Source organism: Aliiroseovarius sp. CAU 1755 (genome assembly GCF_054482655.1).
In genome coordinates this window covers 1-14,346 of sequence record NZ_JBTLRH010000005.1, presented here as the reverse complement: position 1 = coordinate 14,346, position 14,346 = coordinate 1, and the positions used below count along the sequence as shown (strand labels likewise).

The following is a 14,346-nucleotide window of genomic DNA, read 5'->3' as shown; positions in this document are numbered from 1 at the left end:
TTATTCTCAGGATGTTCGTCCAATTGAAAGGCTTCAAGAAGCCGCAGCTTCAATCATTCCAGCATCTTCCAACTGTTCCCGATCCGGCAGGTCAGCGAGGGTTTCCAACCCGAACGCGACCAGGAACTGCTCTGTCGTTACGAACGTGTAGGGCGCCCCTCGTCTGGGCGCGCGCGGCCCGGTTCCGATCAACCCGCGCGCATACAGTCTCCCGATCAGATCACGACTGATCTCCTTGCCAAAGATGTCCTTCAACCCATCGCGGGTGATTGGCTGGTGATAGGCGATCGCCGCCAACACCGCGACATCAAACTCGTTCAGGTCCAGAACCTGGTCGCCTACATCTGCGGCGGCCCGGATCGCAGGCGCATATGCGGCTCTCGTTCGAAACATCCATCTGCCAGACACCTTAGCAATCTCGAAGGCCCGCCCTTCCAAGTCAGCAGAGAGATCTTCGATCAACAGATCGACCGAGGCCCCCTGCCCTATGACGCGCGCCAAGTCCTCACGCGGCACCGGCGTAGCAGTCGCAAACAGCACTGCCTCGATCCGCCGCATCCATTCCCGCCAGCGCAACTCAGCGGGCAGGTCCTCGAGCTCTCGGTCCAACTCGGTCTCGGTGTGGTCCTTGGCCATCTCTACACCCCGTAGAGCCGAAACGTATCGCGGCCCGTCAATTCACGCACAGCTCCAAGGTCCACCAACCGGTCGCAAAGGCGACGCGCCGCTCGATCCGGCAGGGGAAGCTCCGATGGTGCCACCGCGTCGCGCGTCAGGAACATCTCGACCGCGGCCCCTGCCCCTTTCGCCCGCAGCTTCGGCGCGACAGCATTCAGGCGATCCGCACGACGTGCCAGGTCGGCGGCTAGACCCACAGCATCGAACGTCGATCTGGTCACGGCCCGATGACAGGCCAATCGCAACTCGTCGCCACGCTTTCGCAGGTCGGCACGTTTCACGCCGACAGCCAGCAGCGGCACAAGATGATCCCGGCCGAGCGCTTGTGCCAGCGCAGCATCGGCCAGGATTAGTGCCGGAATCTCTTTACGCGGCGCTTGCGTCAGAACGGTCTCCAGCACTGCAGCGGCACGGCTCACCGGCGACCCCTGCCCCGCATCCAACCATTCAACCAGCTGGCCCGCCTCAATTCCGGGCAAGGCCCGACATAACGTCTTGACCGAGTTCGGTCGTTCCACCGCGCGGCGCCACGTCAGATAGGTTTCCCCTGCCGGTCCGGGCAGATCTCCGGAACGCAACAGATGCACCGCATCACGCAACTCCCCTGCCCTTTCGGATCGCCCTGAACGCACGATGCAGGCTTCCGCCGCGGTCAGGCTCAGCCTGTCTCGCAACAAGCTCTGGGGGACCTCTGAGCGGTCCAACACAACATGCAGGTGGGCTAGTGCCGCGCCTGACAAAAAAGCCACATCTTCAAGGGTTTCTGGACGACTAGAGGTGATCCAGGACGGCATCCGGGGTAGCGTGTCGAAGTCGTCATGAGCATATGTCATGCTACAACACTAGTCTATCGCGGCGCTTTCGTCTACAATATACGGTAGAAACCGCCCCGCTCTGCAGATCTCAATCATGTCCAATAAGTTTGCATTATCGGACGTAAAGGAATATGCTCAGCGGCATGTCAGAAAACAACGAGAAATCGAGCTCAGACCCGAATGTTGGCCCCTTACCCAACGAAGACGACGAGAGAGGCCCGCGTCCTGGTGAGGCTCTGACTCTCCCCTCCCATGTTGCGGGCTCCGGCACTCTTGATCGGTTGGTGGACACAGCGCGGGATTACGCGGTGGCCTCGACGGCCGAGAACACCAACAAGGCCTACACCGCCGATTGGAAGCACTTTGCGCGTTGGTGTCGCCTGAAAGGAACGGATCCCCTTCCGCCTTCGCCGGAGATGATCGGCCTCTACCTGACCGACCTTGCGGCACCAACAGGCCCCACCCCTGCCCTGTCGGTCTCGACCATTGACCGTCGTCTCTCCGGGCTCGCGTGGAACTATGCGCAACGCGGGTTTACGCTCGACCGCAAGGATCGCCACATCGCGACCGTGCTCGCCGGGATCAAGCGCAAACACGCCCGGCCGCCGGTGCAGAAAGAAGCGATCCTGCCCGAAGACATCCTCGCCATGGTGGCCACCCTACCCTTCGATCTGCGCGGGCTCAGGGATCGCACGATCCTGCTCTTGGGATATGCTGGCGGTCTCAGACGCTCGGAGATAGTCAGCCTAGACCATAGCAAAGACGACACGCCAGATTCCGGCGGATGGATCGAGATTCTCGACGTTGGTGCGGTTCTGACCCTGAACGCCAAAACCGGCTGGCGCGAGGTCGAGATTGGCCGCGGCTCATCCGACCAGACCTGCCCCGTGCACGCGCTGGAACAATGGCTGCACTTCGCCAAAATCAACTTCGGGCCTATCTTTGTCCGCACTTCGCGGGACGGCAAACGGGCGCTGGAAGCACGGCTCAGCGACAAACACGTCGCCCGTCTCATCAAAACCACCGTGCTGAAAAGCGGAATCCGTGCCGAGCTGCCCGAGAAAGACCGCCTCGCCCTGTTCTCGGGGCACAGCCTGCGTGCAGGTCTCGCCAGCTCGGCCGAGGTCGATGAACGCTACGTCCAAAAGCACCTTGGACATGCCTCGGCAGAAATGACCCGCCGCTATCAGCGCCGCCGAGACCGGTTCCGGGTGAACCTGACCAAGGCCGCGGGGCTTTAGGCGTCAGATTTTGCCAATTCAGCATCACGCGGCCTGCCCACTGAGCCTGCCGTAGAAGCTGCGCTCGAGATGCAGCTCCCCTGCCCCGGCTTTCTCGACCATTCCGCGCAGGTATCCGCCCGGAGACGCCACTTCGCCTGCCGCGTGCTTGTCAAACACCAGAACAAGGGCCGCTGTCGCGATTTGTGGCCCCAACCGGTCCTGTGCAAGGTTCCAGGCGTGTTCGGAAATACCGATCATTGGCCTGAGTTGCCCCGCAATCCGGTGCAGATCGCCCCAATCCTTCAGGTATCCGCCCATATTGCGCGCCCAGGACGCGAATTCGGGACAAGCCTGCATCACCGTCGGCAAATCAAGCGCTGTACCGCGTTTTTTGCGCGTCTCAGCCACCCAATCTTCCAACTCCCTATCCACTTGCTCTTCCGGTGGCGCATTAGGCACCACACCCGCCACGTTCTCTTTTTCAGAGGACTTACAGGTTACAGGATTAAGTTGGTTTGTAATTAGTATATGAGGGTCAGAAATGACCTCCCTGGGGTTCATTTCTTGAGTCTGTTCAGTGACTTGTTCAATGACTTCGACCGAGTTTTCCACATCCTCTTTTGCCCGAGTTGCTTTGAGATAGGCTGCCTCAACACGCTCTTGGAGTTCCCTGAACCATGCCAGGAGCCGTGAAAGTGTCTCAGAGGCCGTATTCCGGCGCGGCAGACGGTCCAAAAGCTCTTCGAAGAGATTGGTGAATTGCGTCCACGGACCTCTCAGCGCGCCGCTGACGGCCGCCTCGATCCGCGCGCGGATCATCCGGCGTGCCACCGTGACCTGGCGCTTCAGACGCTGACAGAGCTCACGCTCGGCCTGCAATTCGGCTTGGAGCTGCTCGAACTCTTCGACGCGAGCCGATAGCGGCGACAGATCGAAGCCATAGGCCTCGATGATAACGCCATCCGCGTCCCGGCGGCCCCAGCGTTTGCCATTGGGGCTGTCCTTGAAGGAAATCACGCCGATCTCGGCCAGGCGCCGTGCATGACGCTTGAGGGCCGAAAGCGAGAAGCCTGTCTGTTCCATCAGATAAGCGTTCGATGCCCAGACGATCGGGCGACGCCCCTCCTCCCAGTCCTGGGCCTGTGTGAAGGCTCCAAGCGTATCCAGAAGCAGCATATCGCCGGCTTTGAGGCCGATATGAGCGCCTACGCGCTTCACGGCCACAAAGGCCTGAGTTTTGGGTACAGCTACCCGTTCACCGGCTTGGGCATGCTGCTCGGCCACGGCAAGTCCGGCCGTTGCTTTACGCCATCCCGACGGCGGGTCGATGTTAGACATACCTCGATCGTTCTGAGCCATGCCTGTCCCAGTTGCTCCATGCGGAGCATCATCAAATTTTGTCATTTTTTGCCAGCTGACAAAGAATTCCCGTTCGCTCAGGAGCGTTTTCTCTTGTGTGGTGATTCGGTGGCTGCTAGATTCTAGGTGTCTAATCTAAGAATTGCGCTTTGCGCAGCAGCCCTCGAAGCTCCGGTTTCGGGGGTTTTTCTTTGCTCGCCTTCCTCCTTTCTGCTCTTCCTCAGTTCTCATCCGTCCGGTTTACAGCTGTAAACTCGGCGTAGGATCTCTTGATGATTTCAGCCAGATTGTCGTCGAGCCAATCAGCAAACTTCGCATTAGCACCCGATTTCTTGGCTGACATCGATACCGAACCGCGACCTGTCTTAATCGTCACGCCTTCGATCGGTGTCACTTCCGAGGAGCCGTTGCCTTGTCGCGCGCCTCGCTTTGAGGCTTCTTTCAACAGGACTTCCAATCGGTCATCGGAGCTAACTTCCTGTCCGCACTTTTGGAGAACCGACAGAGCAGCCTTCTCAGTGAGCTTTTTTGAAATAAAAAGCTCCGCAAGAGCGGTCCATTTCGGTCTGCCAGATTTCGGAGCAGCCCCGACAAAATCTCCTACCCTTTTCGGCACGTTCTGAGTCACTTTCATCAAATGCGACAGACCTGAGGCAGACAGGCTCAAAACCTGCCTCACCGTAGGAGTGGCGTGACCAGCCTCTAGAATAGCTTCCGCAAACCGAGCCTTTTCGTAGAACGAAAGGTTACGGCGAGCAGCGTTCTCCAAACCCTTTGCAAGAAGTGCCGTTTCGTCATCGATATCTTGGACGTTGGCGCGCACCTTGATGCCAAGCTCCCGACAGGCTCTTAGTCGCCGTCGACCATAGATTGCCTCATATCGGCCTTCAGATTTCGCCTTTCGAACAAGGATTGGGACCTGTTGCCCGCCTTCCTGAATACTGTTCTTGAGAGCATCGAAACCTTCGCCGTCATCTTCGGAGTTTACAGCTGTAAACTCGCCGAGCCGGTCGACGGGTCCCCAATCATCAATCAGATCTGGATCAATTTCACGAATTGCTGCGAGTGATCCCTGCAGCGCACCGAGAGCCGGAGCACTTGTCTTTGCAACCTTGTCCGCTGGCTTTGCACCAGACCGCGCAATTGTGCTGGCGATGCCAGACATTTCTTGGAGTGATTTCCTGGCCATTATGAACGTCCCCATGCATGATGGATCATACTCTCGACTTCTTCCCCAACCGCATCCATCGAACCCTTGGCACGATCATATGTCGCTCGCGTCATCTCGGAACGAACAACCTCATAGATCGACTGCTTGAGCATTGTCGCATCACTGATTGCGGTGCTCTTCAGCGCGGTCGCCGACATAACCCGATCTTGAAACAAGGCGCGCATGAAGGATGTAAGCTGTTGCGAAGGCACGTCGGTTGGCTCGTCACGGGTGATCAAAAATTTGAAATGATCGTACTGCAGCGTCGCGCCGGCCTCCTCAATCACCCCCATATAGGCGCCTGCAAGTTCCAGAAACTGAGCCGTGGACGACACGTCCAACATGGAAGGCGTGAGGGGCACGAGCAGAGAACTCGCTGCTGCCATTCCTGCAATTGTTAGGAACCCGAGCTGCGGCGGACTATCTACAAGAACCACGTCGAAATCGTTTTCTACCTGGGCAAGTGCGTCCTGAATACGTGTGAAAAACGGCTGGTCCGGGTTCGAATGAACCGCCGATTCCGTTTCAAATTCGGAAAGGATCAGCCGCGACGGAGCGACTGACAACCCAGGAAAATAGGTTGGCTGCACGACCTCCGCCATGTCCACGGGATCATCATAACGGATTGCGTCGTAGATCGTCAGCCCATCAAACTCAATCTCCGGGCTAATCCCGCACATTGATGTAAGCGAGCCTTGCGGGTCGAGGTCCACAGCGAGCACCCTGTAACCACGTAGCGCAAAAAAGTGGGCAAGGTGAATGGTGGTGGTACTTTTGCTGCTGCCTCCCTTGAAGTTCATTAGCTGCCAGACCTGGAGCTTCTCTTCAGGGGAACGGCAGGGAACGTATCGGCCTTTAGTACGAGACGAGCGCTCAAGGATCTCTCGTGCATTCCAAATCTCTTGGGCAGAGTAATACCGACGGCCACCACGGATGTCGCTCGGCTCGGGAACAGTTCCCTCAGCGTGCACTTTGCGCATGAACTGGCCAGAGACACCCAGCAACTCGGCAACCTCTGGAGCAGCGAAGGCGCGCAACGACTTTGTGTTATCGGGTGCGAAAGCCGCAAGAAGGTGTTCTCTGATTGCCGCGTTCAGCCGTTCGGAAATTTCGGTTGCGAGGGCTGATGGCCTCTCGGTATTAAGCGGTGTCACTGGAATCATGTGGTTGCCCCAAATTCAAACATGTGGCCTTTTTCGCGCCACTTGGGGATAAAAGGTGTGATTCACCCACTTAAGTCAAGATTTTTCGCCTATTTAGTGTCTAAATGGGCAGGAGTGGACTATATGCGCTGCCCATCAAACCATGCAAGTTTACAGCTGTAAACCCTGCGGCGAGGCAGATTGCCTCGCCGGGAGCCTTACTCAGACTTCTTTCGGACCCCAGGGGATCACCGCCTGAAGCGTGTCATCATCCTGGTTTGCGGCCTTGCCGAGATTGGCGTTGAAACCGAAATCACGGATGCTCATGGTGAAGTAATCAGCACCAGTGTCACGGTTCTGCTTTTTCCAGATCCCGCCGCATTCGACTAGGCGGCCACGTGGCGAACGGCCGAGAACGCGGTGCGTGGGGGCCATCGGATTATCGCTTGCGACTGGCTCGACAGTGATGTCGATGTCGAAGGTCAGGGTGGAGATCGAACCGACGCCCTTGGCGGTCTCGATATCGGCGCTTTCGAATTTGATGCAGTTGGTGGTCATTGCTGTGCTCCTTTTCTGGTGTTGCAATGATGGTCAGAGGGCAGGGGACAACGGCCTGAACACACCGAAGGCGCAGCGAAGCGGAGAAGGGCAGGGGGGCTGAATTTTGTTGCGCGCGGAATGCCCGAAGGGCAGGGGACAATTCTGGCAACCGCCCTTTGTGTTCGGGGCGAACCCTGCGACCAACATGTCATGCAACCCCAGATGAGGGGCACAATGAGAACTCTGCAACGAACCGAAAGCGACATTTGTGAGCAAAGATGGGTGTTCGGCGCGACCTCAGATCACCGAAGCAGACGTTCACTGCAACCACAGCAGACGACTGCAGAGCGGACAAAGTGAGCTTTCGCTGCGGCTGCGCGAATGGCAGCTCTCGGGTTAAGGTGAGCATTGTTGGTCGCGAGGCCCGAATCTCAAACCCCAAGAAACAGGCTGGCGCGCGCATGCGACGAACCCTTAGACTGAACGCATGAAAGACTTTTGCACTCTCATTCGGCAACACGAAAATAAGAAGAATGAACTCCATTCGAAGGTATGGGAGACTTTTCGGCGCAGGGAGAAATCTACGCACGCGCACTCAGATTGGGAACGGGCTGCGAAACAGTTTCGAGAGTTCAGTTCTGAGGTTGACGATCTTGTCGAAAGAAGTCTTTCCGAGGACATAGCGCAAGACAAAGGGTTGCGTGATTTTGCATTCAGCTATATCGCAACTGACCCCTATTTCTTTCGGTCTGGGTACATTCTGGAACGACTGGTGAGGCGCATCAAGAAGTTGGACCTCTCGGATGAAGAGAAGCAATTGATCCAGGAACTGATCTTGCGTCGGATCGACACGAAAGCACTGCGAAACTTTCGCGATATCTGCCGCCTCATTCCAAAAGTTGAAACAAGGGGCTTTAGCAATGAAATTGGCGAACGCCTTAGATCAAAAGAACCAAGTATCCGGCATCGAGCGGAGTTTGCAGCGTCATATTTGCCAAGTCACGGCAGAGTTAGAGGTGAAGGCTTCGAGATGCGGTGAGGTGACGTTCAAAGAGCGAGTCCTTCAGGCTGCACAGCGCCAACTTGTCTATAGCCGCCATTCGTGCCGTCTGCAGCATCCGAAACTATGGGCTCGTTCCAGACCTTCGCCGCGATTTGATCGAAAGGCTGCTTTCATTGATCGCTCAAGGCTCCACGCATCACGCCGCACCGCCCAATCGGTGCTCCCGCGCGGACAGCGCTGGTCCGGCGCCGGGGCAGGGGGCTTGTCCTTCTGCCCCGCCGCCGGACATTTTTGAGGGCCGCTTCCCCAGGCCCTACCTGAACAAAAAAGAAGCCCCGCCGAAGCGGGGCCAGTTGGGTCTCCCCACGAAGGAGCCGTCAGGTGCAATCGGGCACCCATTTGTCGAGTTTGGCTTTCTGATCGGGTGTCAGCCCCATGAGCTTCTGGGTTGTTGGGTCGCTCATGAGCTTTTCCATCTTCTCGGCCTTCTCCGCCTTCTTGAGCTTGGCGAACCTGGCGACACGCTCGTCGCGGGCATCGCAATCGAGGAAGTCGCAGAGCAGATCGATCAGATAACCGGCTGAGACCCGCGAGAAGAAATTCTCTGCCGTGGGCTTCCAGTGCTTGCGGATATCGGCCCCGGCTTCGTTTCCAATCAACTCGAAGAACTCCGCGCCACCAGCCCGATAGGGCAGGGTGCGCGCAATGGCTTCTGTGATTTGGGCATTACGCCCTTTCTTTCCGTCCTCACGGAACGCGGTGAAGGCTTCCGACAGGTCTTCGACACGAGTGCCTTTCTGCCAGTATTCGCTGGCATCCACCCCATGTTCCAGACGCGGTTCACGGGCGAACCCATCCTCAACGCTCGGCGCGTTGGTTGGGCGGTCCAGCCGAATGCCGAAGACGCTCTCGAAGCTGCCCGATGCCTCCGACAATCCAAAGCCCAACAGGTCCAGAACCAGTTCCGGTTTGGCCAGAAGGGCTGCCTGAACCGAGGCCAGCCGGATCGCCTGCATGTCCGCCACCAACTTTTGCGAGTAGGGGGATTTCGGGGTGTCGGATTTGGTGACCTGCGGTGCTTGCAGAACACCGGCCTCGATAGCGGCTTTCTTGTCCTCGGGACGGACCAGACCGGCTGTGATCTCGGGTTTGCCTGAGCCGTTCACAAGGATGATGCAGCCCGCATGGGCTTTCTGATCCTCGGAATAGTCGCCGTCGAGAAGGACCTGCAATTCCATGAGCCGCGCCGCGCCTTCCTCGTCCAGAACCCCGCCATTGGAAAGGTCTGCCAGTTCGTCGTATTCTTGCGCCTCTTCCTCGGTCAGATCACCTTCGATGGGGTAGAGGCGTGCCAGCTTCATCTGATCCAACTCGTAGTAGTTGAGCCAGGCCTCGGGTCGGGCCTCGGCCCATGCCCAGCCTTCGGTCTCGACCAGATCAGCACGGGCCGCGTCCAGCTTCTCCGTGAATAACCGATCCAGAAGGGCAGGGGAGGCGAGGAAGACCTCGTCGGAAAAGAGATCGCGCGTGACCGTGCCGCCCTCGCCCTCATAGGCGTCGATCCCAACGAACTTGGCACGGCGGTCTGTGGCCTTGATGGCATCGGGATGCAGCGCATTCTTGATTGCAGATTCGGAGACGGCTTGCCCCTTCACCTGATCCAGAAGGCTCAGGGTGAGCCTCTCGTCATCGGAGAGGGTGAAGGCCTTGGCGGTGCCGAGGCTGATCTCACCTGCGGCCAGCGCGTCCAGCACTGGCTCGGGCAGGCCCGCGAGAGCCAACCGCTGATAGACGCGGGCTTCGGTCACGGCGAAGGCTAGGGCGATTTCCGGCACGGTGGCCCCGCGTGATTTCATGCGGCCAAAGGCGCGGATTTCGTCTGCCGGGGTCATATCTTCACGGGCAGCGTTCTCGGCGCTGGCCCAATCTTCGGCCTCGGCAGCGTCAGCGGCCAGCTTGACTGGCACCGTGGTGAAAGGATGGGTCTTTGACCGCTCCGCGATCTTCTGGATGGCGCAGAGACGGCACCCGCCCGCGACGATCCCGACCTTGCCATCCTCGTCCATGAGACCTGCGAGGTTGTGGATGAGGCCGAAGCGCTCGATGCTGTCTGCGAGGCTTTCGATATGCGCCTCGGAAACGGCTTTGCGCGGGTTCAGATCCGAGATGGTAAGCATCTCCAAGGGGATTTGCAGGATCACGGCGCTGGCGGTGTCGGCTTGAATGGTCTGTTGCTTGGTCATGGGATTGTCCTTTCGGATGGATGTCAGGCCTGCTCAGAGCGCGGCTCAGGCGCTCGGCGGCTGGTTTTGTGGATGGGGCAGGGGAGGGGGGCCGGAACGCGTGAGGTTCCAGCCCCGATGGCGTCACCACCAGCAGGAATAAATCACGGTCGATCCCTGTTCGATTTCGGCCCGCGCCCAAGCGCAGAACGCGAGATCGTAGTCGCGGGACTCAGCTGCCACCTCGTCCTGAAACTGATGGCCATAGAAGAACCCGCCCTCGCAATGGGGCAGGGCGCTTCCCTTCACCACCTGTTCCAAAGTGTCGATGTCGGCGGTTTCCAGTTTCAACTCACCGCAATTGAGATCGGAGGCGGAAAGCCCCGTGCGCTCGGTGTAGAGCGCCTCCATGAAGGTTTGCAGCTTGGAATGCTTACGCCAGACGAACTTAGGACTTTCGCCCTCGTCGCCGCTCTCGGGGGTTTTGACATATGCGTATTGATCGAGGCCCATGGCCAACTCCTTTCGTGGTTAGAGCGGCGCGGCATCTTGTTCTTGTGACCTCTCGGCCCTGTCCGCTTCCGCCAGTGGCGGAGGCCTCGACTGATCTGTCAGTCCGAAAAGCCCCCGTGCTTTTCGGCTGGGCAGAGCAGGTGAGGGCGTGAGCCCTCCTGCGGCCGGACGGCGTCCCGACACAGGGGGCCGGAGCGGTGAAATCGGGAGGGGCCCGTGCAACCGCATGGGAGGAACCGGATTTCTCCGAGGAGGCTGGCGCGGCACGCGACACCAGAGCCCCTGTTCGGGGCGCCGACCGGATGGCAGGCGGATTCAAGGAAATGAAACCTGCCAGCCGGGTTAGAGCAGAGCGGAGGCCCGGCTGACCGCTGGTTCAAGCGATCGCGGTCTCGGCCGCGATCTCATCCGAGACATGCACGAAGGATCGTTTCCCGGATGGGCGGAGACGCGACACACGCGGCTCCGGGCGCAGCCAAGAGCCTGGTCAGCGCCAGAGCGCTGGCGTGCCGAACCAACCATTCCTCAAAACCAAATTCATCGAACTACGTATGATCTACACTTAATTCATTTGTTGCATTTATTGCGTTTAGGCTTATATTGAGGTTTGCAGCAAAGGAGATGGCTCATGAACATGATGGCTCACCGGCAATTGCCCCCGAGCGCCCAGGAGGCCGCAATCGCACGCGCATCCGGGCAACTCCTGTCGCGCTATGCACGGAGCAAAGCGCCTCTCAAGCTGCGCGTCACCGACGGAGATCAGGTCGAACCGATTGAACTGCCGGCTGGTGCTGTCGCGCTTCTCATGGATATCCTGGAAGCCATGGCAGCGGGGCAGGGGGTCACGATTATCCCTGAGAATGCCGAACTAACTACGGTTCAGGCCGCAGATGTGTTGAATGTCTCACGTCCGTTTCTGATCAAGCTTCTGGATGAGCAGAAGATCCCCCACCGCAAAGTGGGTAGGCACCGCCGCATCCGGATGGAAGATGTGATGGCCTACAAGGCGGACATCGATGCCGAACGGGAAAGCGTGCTCGACCAGCTGGCAACTGAGGCGCAAGACCAGGATATGGGTTACGGCAAACCATGAGCCACTATACGGCGCTTCTCGACGCCAACGTTCTCTATCCGGCGCCGATGCGCGATGTACTCATGCAACTCGCCGTGACTGATGTATTCAAGGCCAAGTGGTCTGGAGATATTCACCGAGAGTGGATTGAAGCGCTGATGCGTAACGAGCCCCACCGGGACCGCGCCGCACTCGAGCGGACGCGAAATCTCATGAATCAGGCGACACGGGATTGCTTGGTAACCGGCTACCAAGCCCTGATCCCTTCGCTCGACCTGCCTGACCCCAATGATCGGCATGTCCTGGCGGCAGCCATCGTCGGCAGATGCGATGTGATCGTGACGCAAAACCTGAAGGACTTTCCCGAGGAAGCAATTGCGCCGTACGGGATCGAAACGCTGCATCCAGACGACTTCCTGAGCAACCATCTGTCACTCGCGCCCGGACTTTTCTGTTCAGCTCTCCGCAAAGGCCGCGCCCGCCTCAAAAACCCGCCATACTCAGCCGAAGACTACCTCGCCATCCTCACCCAGCAGGGCTTGGTCGCAACAGCGGCCGAGTTGGAGCAATTCAAGGAATTAATCTGATCACGATGGGTGGCAAGCGGGAACACGCAGCTTCGACCTTCGAACACCGTTTCTAGGATTTCATCCGTTAATGATGCGGAACCGTGAACTCAACCTTACGCTTGAGCCTAGCAAGTGGTGTTTTATGGGAGATAATGTCGTCATGTTGCAGGCGCATTAGAAGCAGACCTGGAGCCACCTGATGCTTCTCTGCAAATCTCTTGAATGCCTTCTGAGTCATATGAACAACCTTTGGGCCGTATGTCGCTCGAAACTCATCAACTATGACCCGAGGGATTATAGTTTCTGCTGAGAACCTGTCTGCATCTTCCTCAATACCTCGGCCACCTGTTCCATTTTTGTCCTTGTCTATGAAAACGGCCTTTTTGCTATGCTCTAGAACATGACAAGCTTCATGGAAAAACGAGAACCAGACATTTTCTTCGTGCTTTAACCGATCGCTCACCACGATAACCGCCTTGTCCTTCTTCGCCCAGTATGCAGCCCCTCTTAGACCGGTTTTCGCTACGGATGGGACAAGCGCTACAGCAACGCCGACGTTAGCACATAAAGCAATTAGCTCTTGCGAAATCTCGTCCCATGGCTTCAGCGTTAGCATCCTGATGTCGGAAAGAAGCGATCTAAACTCAATTTCTGCATAGGGTGAGGTGTCAATCCGATCCGCGGTAACCTCGGCACACCGGAGCCAAACGGCGACGCCCAGCGGATCAATTTTGTTGTGATTCTGTTGCTTGAAGCGAGACAGATCTAAACGTTCCTGCCAATGATGCTCCCACGCAGAAATGCTGCTTACACCAAATGCCCTGAGAATGCGGTCAACGCTTTCAGAAGGGATCGGCTTCTTGTCCAGCAACTTCAGCTTAAGCATTTCACCAATGGGAAACCGTTGCGCCCATGAGATGGCGGAGTTTTTGGTGTCCGCAATATCTTCGCGCAAGCGGGCTAAAGAAAGCTGGTGCTTGGCTTCAAGCGCGAGCCAGAAACCAGCACCTTCACCTAGAACTCTTTCGAACTGAATTGCCGTTTCAGGCGTAATTGCAACCTTCCCAGATATGATCTCACTTATTGCCTTGGTGGGGCGACCGGTTCTTCGAGCGAAGTCGACAATCTTGATACCTCGCTCACTTAGAATCCTGCGCAGATATTCACCCGGGAGCCTTGGTTCGTAGTCAGGGCGAAATTGAACATTCTGAGTTGTCATCACACGGTTCCTCCCACGGAAATGACGCTTATTCTGTCGATGTCGTGCAACTGTTGCCCTTCGAAAAAAGACTGAGGTCGGAAGAGCACTTGTCCATTGCCGGCTTTCCCCACCGAGAATGCAGGCGGCAGGTCTTCAGCGACCTGCCTTCTCAGAATCGGTGGAGATTCACTCAAGTCGGCGAGCGTTGGTGCGGCGTCCAAGAAAAAAAGCAGATCTTTCACCCTATCAGCCGATTCGATGCCCAAAGCTGAGACGAGCTGCCGTCCACTGTTGCACATTGCCCCAATGGAAGGCGTCTCAAACCCGACCTGCATGTTGCATCCTCATCACAGCTGGCGCTTGAACGCCTTATTTTCATAACGCGGAGCGTACTCATTTCTGACATTCTTGTCAAAATTTTTTTCATAACACACCATGTTTCGTTTTTTCCTTGACCACTTCACGTATCCTGATCAAAAATAGATACACGACGCGTACTGAAAAAGGAGACGTCATGTCAAAGCGCATCCACGTTGTACCGCACGTTTCGGGCTGGGCGACTCGGCGAGAGGGTTCGTCCCGAGTTGGCTCCACCCACCCGACGCAAGCTGCGGCAATCGGAGCGGCCCGCTCGACCGCAATACGCGAAAGGGGCGAGGTCATCATTCACCGGCCGAACGGAAAAATCCGCGACGCCAATACCTACGGGAAAGACCCGTACCCACCTGAAGGCTAAGAAAGGAACTTTGGATGCCTAAAGATCATCAGGAAAAACAGCTTGTGAGCGTCATCGTGAACG

General features: G+C 57.5%; 15 protein-coding genes. 5 read left to right on the top strand and 10 right to left on the bottom strand.

Annotated features, from left to right (window positions below):
* Positions 1 to 33: 33 nt before the first annotated feature.
* Positions 34 to 636, bottom strand: a complete 603-nt coding sequence (scpB, locus tag ACXYMP_RS15790; protein WP_458907549.1) for an SMC-Scp complex subunit ScpB — start codon at positions 634 to 636, stop codon at positions 34 to 36.
* Between the two features lie 2 nt (positions 637 to 638).
* Positions 639 to 1,511: a DUF1403 family protein gene (locus ACXYMP_RS15785; RefSeq protein ID WP_458907547.1), complete on the bottom strand. Its 873-nt coding sequence runs from the start codon at positions 1,509 to 1,511 to the stop codon at positions 639 to 641.
* A 125-nt stretch (positions 1,512 to 1,636) separates the two neighbouring features.
* Here ACXYMP_RS15785 and ACXYMP_RS15780 point away from each other — a divergent pair, with 125 nt between their 5' ends.
* Positions 1,637 to 2,734, top strand: coding sequence for a tyrosine-type recombinase/integrase (locus ACXYMP_RS15780; protein WP_458907545.1), 1,098 nt, complete (start codon positions 1,637 to 1,639; stop codon positions 2,732 to 2,734).
* A gap of 24 nt (positions 2,735 to 2,758) precedes the next feature.
* On the opposite strand, the gene repC is transcribed toward ACXYMP_RS15780, so the two are convergent.
* The 4 genes from repC to ACXYMP_RS15760 all read right to left on the bottom strand — a co-directional run bounded on the left by repC (position 2,759) and on the right by ACXYMP_RS15760 (position 6,985).
* A complete protein-coding gene (repC, locus tag ACXYMP_RS15775) occupies positions 2,759 to 4,054 on the bottom strand; it encodes a plasmid replication protein RepC (RefSeq protein ID WP_458907543.1) in 1,296 nt (431 codons plus the stop codon).
* Between the two features lie 241 nt (positions 4,055 to 4,295).
* On the bottom strand, positions 4,296 to 5,240 hold the full coding sequence (gene repB, locus ACXYMP_RS15770; protein ID WP_458907541.1) for a plasmid partitioning protein RepB: 945 nt from the start codon (positions 5,238 to 5,240) through the stop codon (positions 4,296 to 4,298).
* A gap of 23 nt (positions 5,241 to 5,263) precedes the next feature.
* Positions 5,264 to 6,448, bottom strand: a complete 1,185-nt coding sequence (repA, locus tag ACXYMP_RS15765) for a plasmid partitioning protein RepA (RefSeq protein WP_458907539.1) — start codon at positions 6,446 to 6,448, stop codon at positions 5,264 to 5,266.
* Positions 6,449 to 6,649: 201 nt separating this feature from the next.
* Positions 6,650 to 6,985, bottom strand: a complete 336-nt coding sequence (locus ACXYMP_RS15760) for a DUF736 domain-containing protein (RefSeq protein WP_458907537.1) — start codon at positions 6,983 to 6,985, stop codon at positions 6,650 to 6,652.
* Positions 6,986 to 7,454: 469 nt separating this feature from the next.
* Here ACXYMP_RS15760 and ACXYMP_RS15755 point away from each other — a divergent pair, with 469 nt between their 5' ends.
* Entirely contained in the window at positions 7,455 to 8,006 is a 552-nt protein-coding gene (locus ACXYMP_RS15755; RefSeq protein WP_458907535.1) for a hypothetical protein, read from the top strand.
* 341 nt (positions 8,007 to 8,347) lie between these two features.
* On the opposite strand, the gene ACXYMP_RS15750 is transcribed toward ACXYMP_RS15755, so the two are convergent.
* Together ACXYMP_RS15750 and ACXYMP_RS15745 are read right to left on the bottom strand one after the other, a co-directional pair.
* Complete coding sequence (locus ACXYMP_RS15750; RefSeq protein ID WP_458907533.1) at positions 8,348 to 10,213, bottom strand: ParB/RepB/Spo0J family partition protein; 1,866 nt, start codon at positions 10,211 to 10,213, stop codon at positions 8,348 to 8,350.
* Positions 10,214 to 10,336: 123 nt separating this feature from the next.
* The gene (locus ACXYMP_RS15745) at positions 10,337 to 10,705 is read right to left on the bottom strand and encodes a phosphoglycerate kinase (protein WP_458907531.1); all 369 of its coding nucleotides are present in this window, start codon (positions 10,703 to 10,705) and stop codon (positions 10,337 to 10,339) included.
* 628 nt (positions 10,706 to 11,333) lie between these two features.
* Here ACXYMP_RS15745 and ACXYMP_RS15740 point away from each other — a divergent pair.
* A complete protein-coding gene (locus tag ACXYMP_RS15740; protein WP_458907529.1) occupies positions 11,334 to 11,798 on the top strand; it encodes a helix-turn-helix domain-containing protein in 465 nt (154 codons plus the stop codon).
* Complete coding sequence (locus ACXYMP_RS15735) at positions 11,795 to 12,364, top strand: PIN domain-containing protein (protein WP_458907527.1); 570 nt, start codon at positions 11,795 to 11,797, stop codon at positions 12,362 to 12,364. Before ACXYMP_RS15740 ends, ACXYMP_RS15735 begins: the two co-directional genes overlap by 4 nt.
* A 67-nt stretch (positions 12,365 to 12,431) precedes the next feature.
* Here the strand turns inward: ACXYMP_RS15735 and ACXYMP_RS15730 are convergent, their stop codons facing one another.
* A complete protein-coding gene (locus ACXYMP_RS15730; protein WP_458907525.1) occupies positions 12,432 to 13,565 on the bottom strand; it encodes an XRE family transcriptional regulator in 1,134 nt (377 codons plus the stop codon).
* Entirely contained in the window at positions 13,565 to 13,882 is a 318-nt protein-coding gene (locus ACXYMP_RS15725; protein WP_458907523.1) for a hypothetical protein, read from the bottom strand. Before ACXYMP_RS15725 ends, ACXYMP_RS15730 begins: the two co-directional genes overlap by 1 nt.
* A gap of 179 nt (positions 13,883 to 14,061) precedes the next feature.
* On the opposite strand from ACXYMP_RS15725, the gene ACXYMP_RS15720 reads away from it, so the two are divergent.
* Positions 14,062 to 14,283: a DUF2188 domain-containing protein gene (locus tag ACXYMP_RS15720; protein WP_458907521.1), complete on the top strand. Its 222-nt coding sequence runs from the start codon at positions 14,062 to 14,064 to the stop codon at positions 14,281 to 14,283.
* Positions 14,284 to 14,346: the final 63 nt, after the last annotated feature.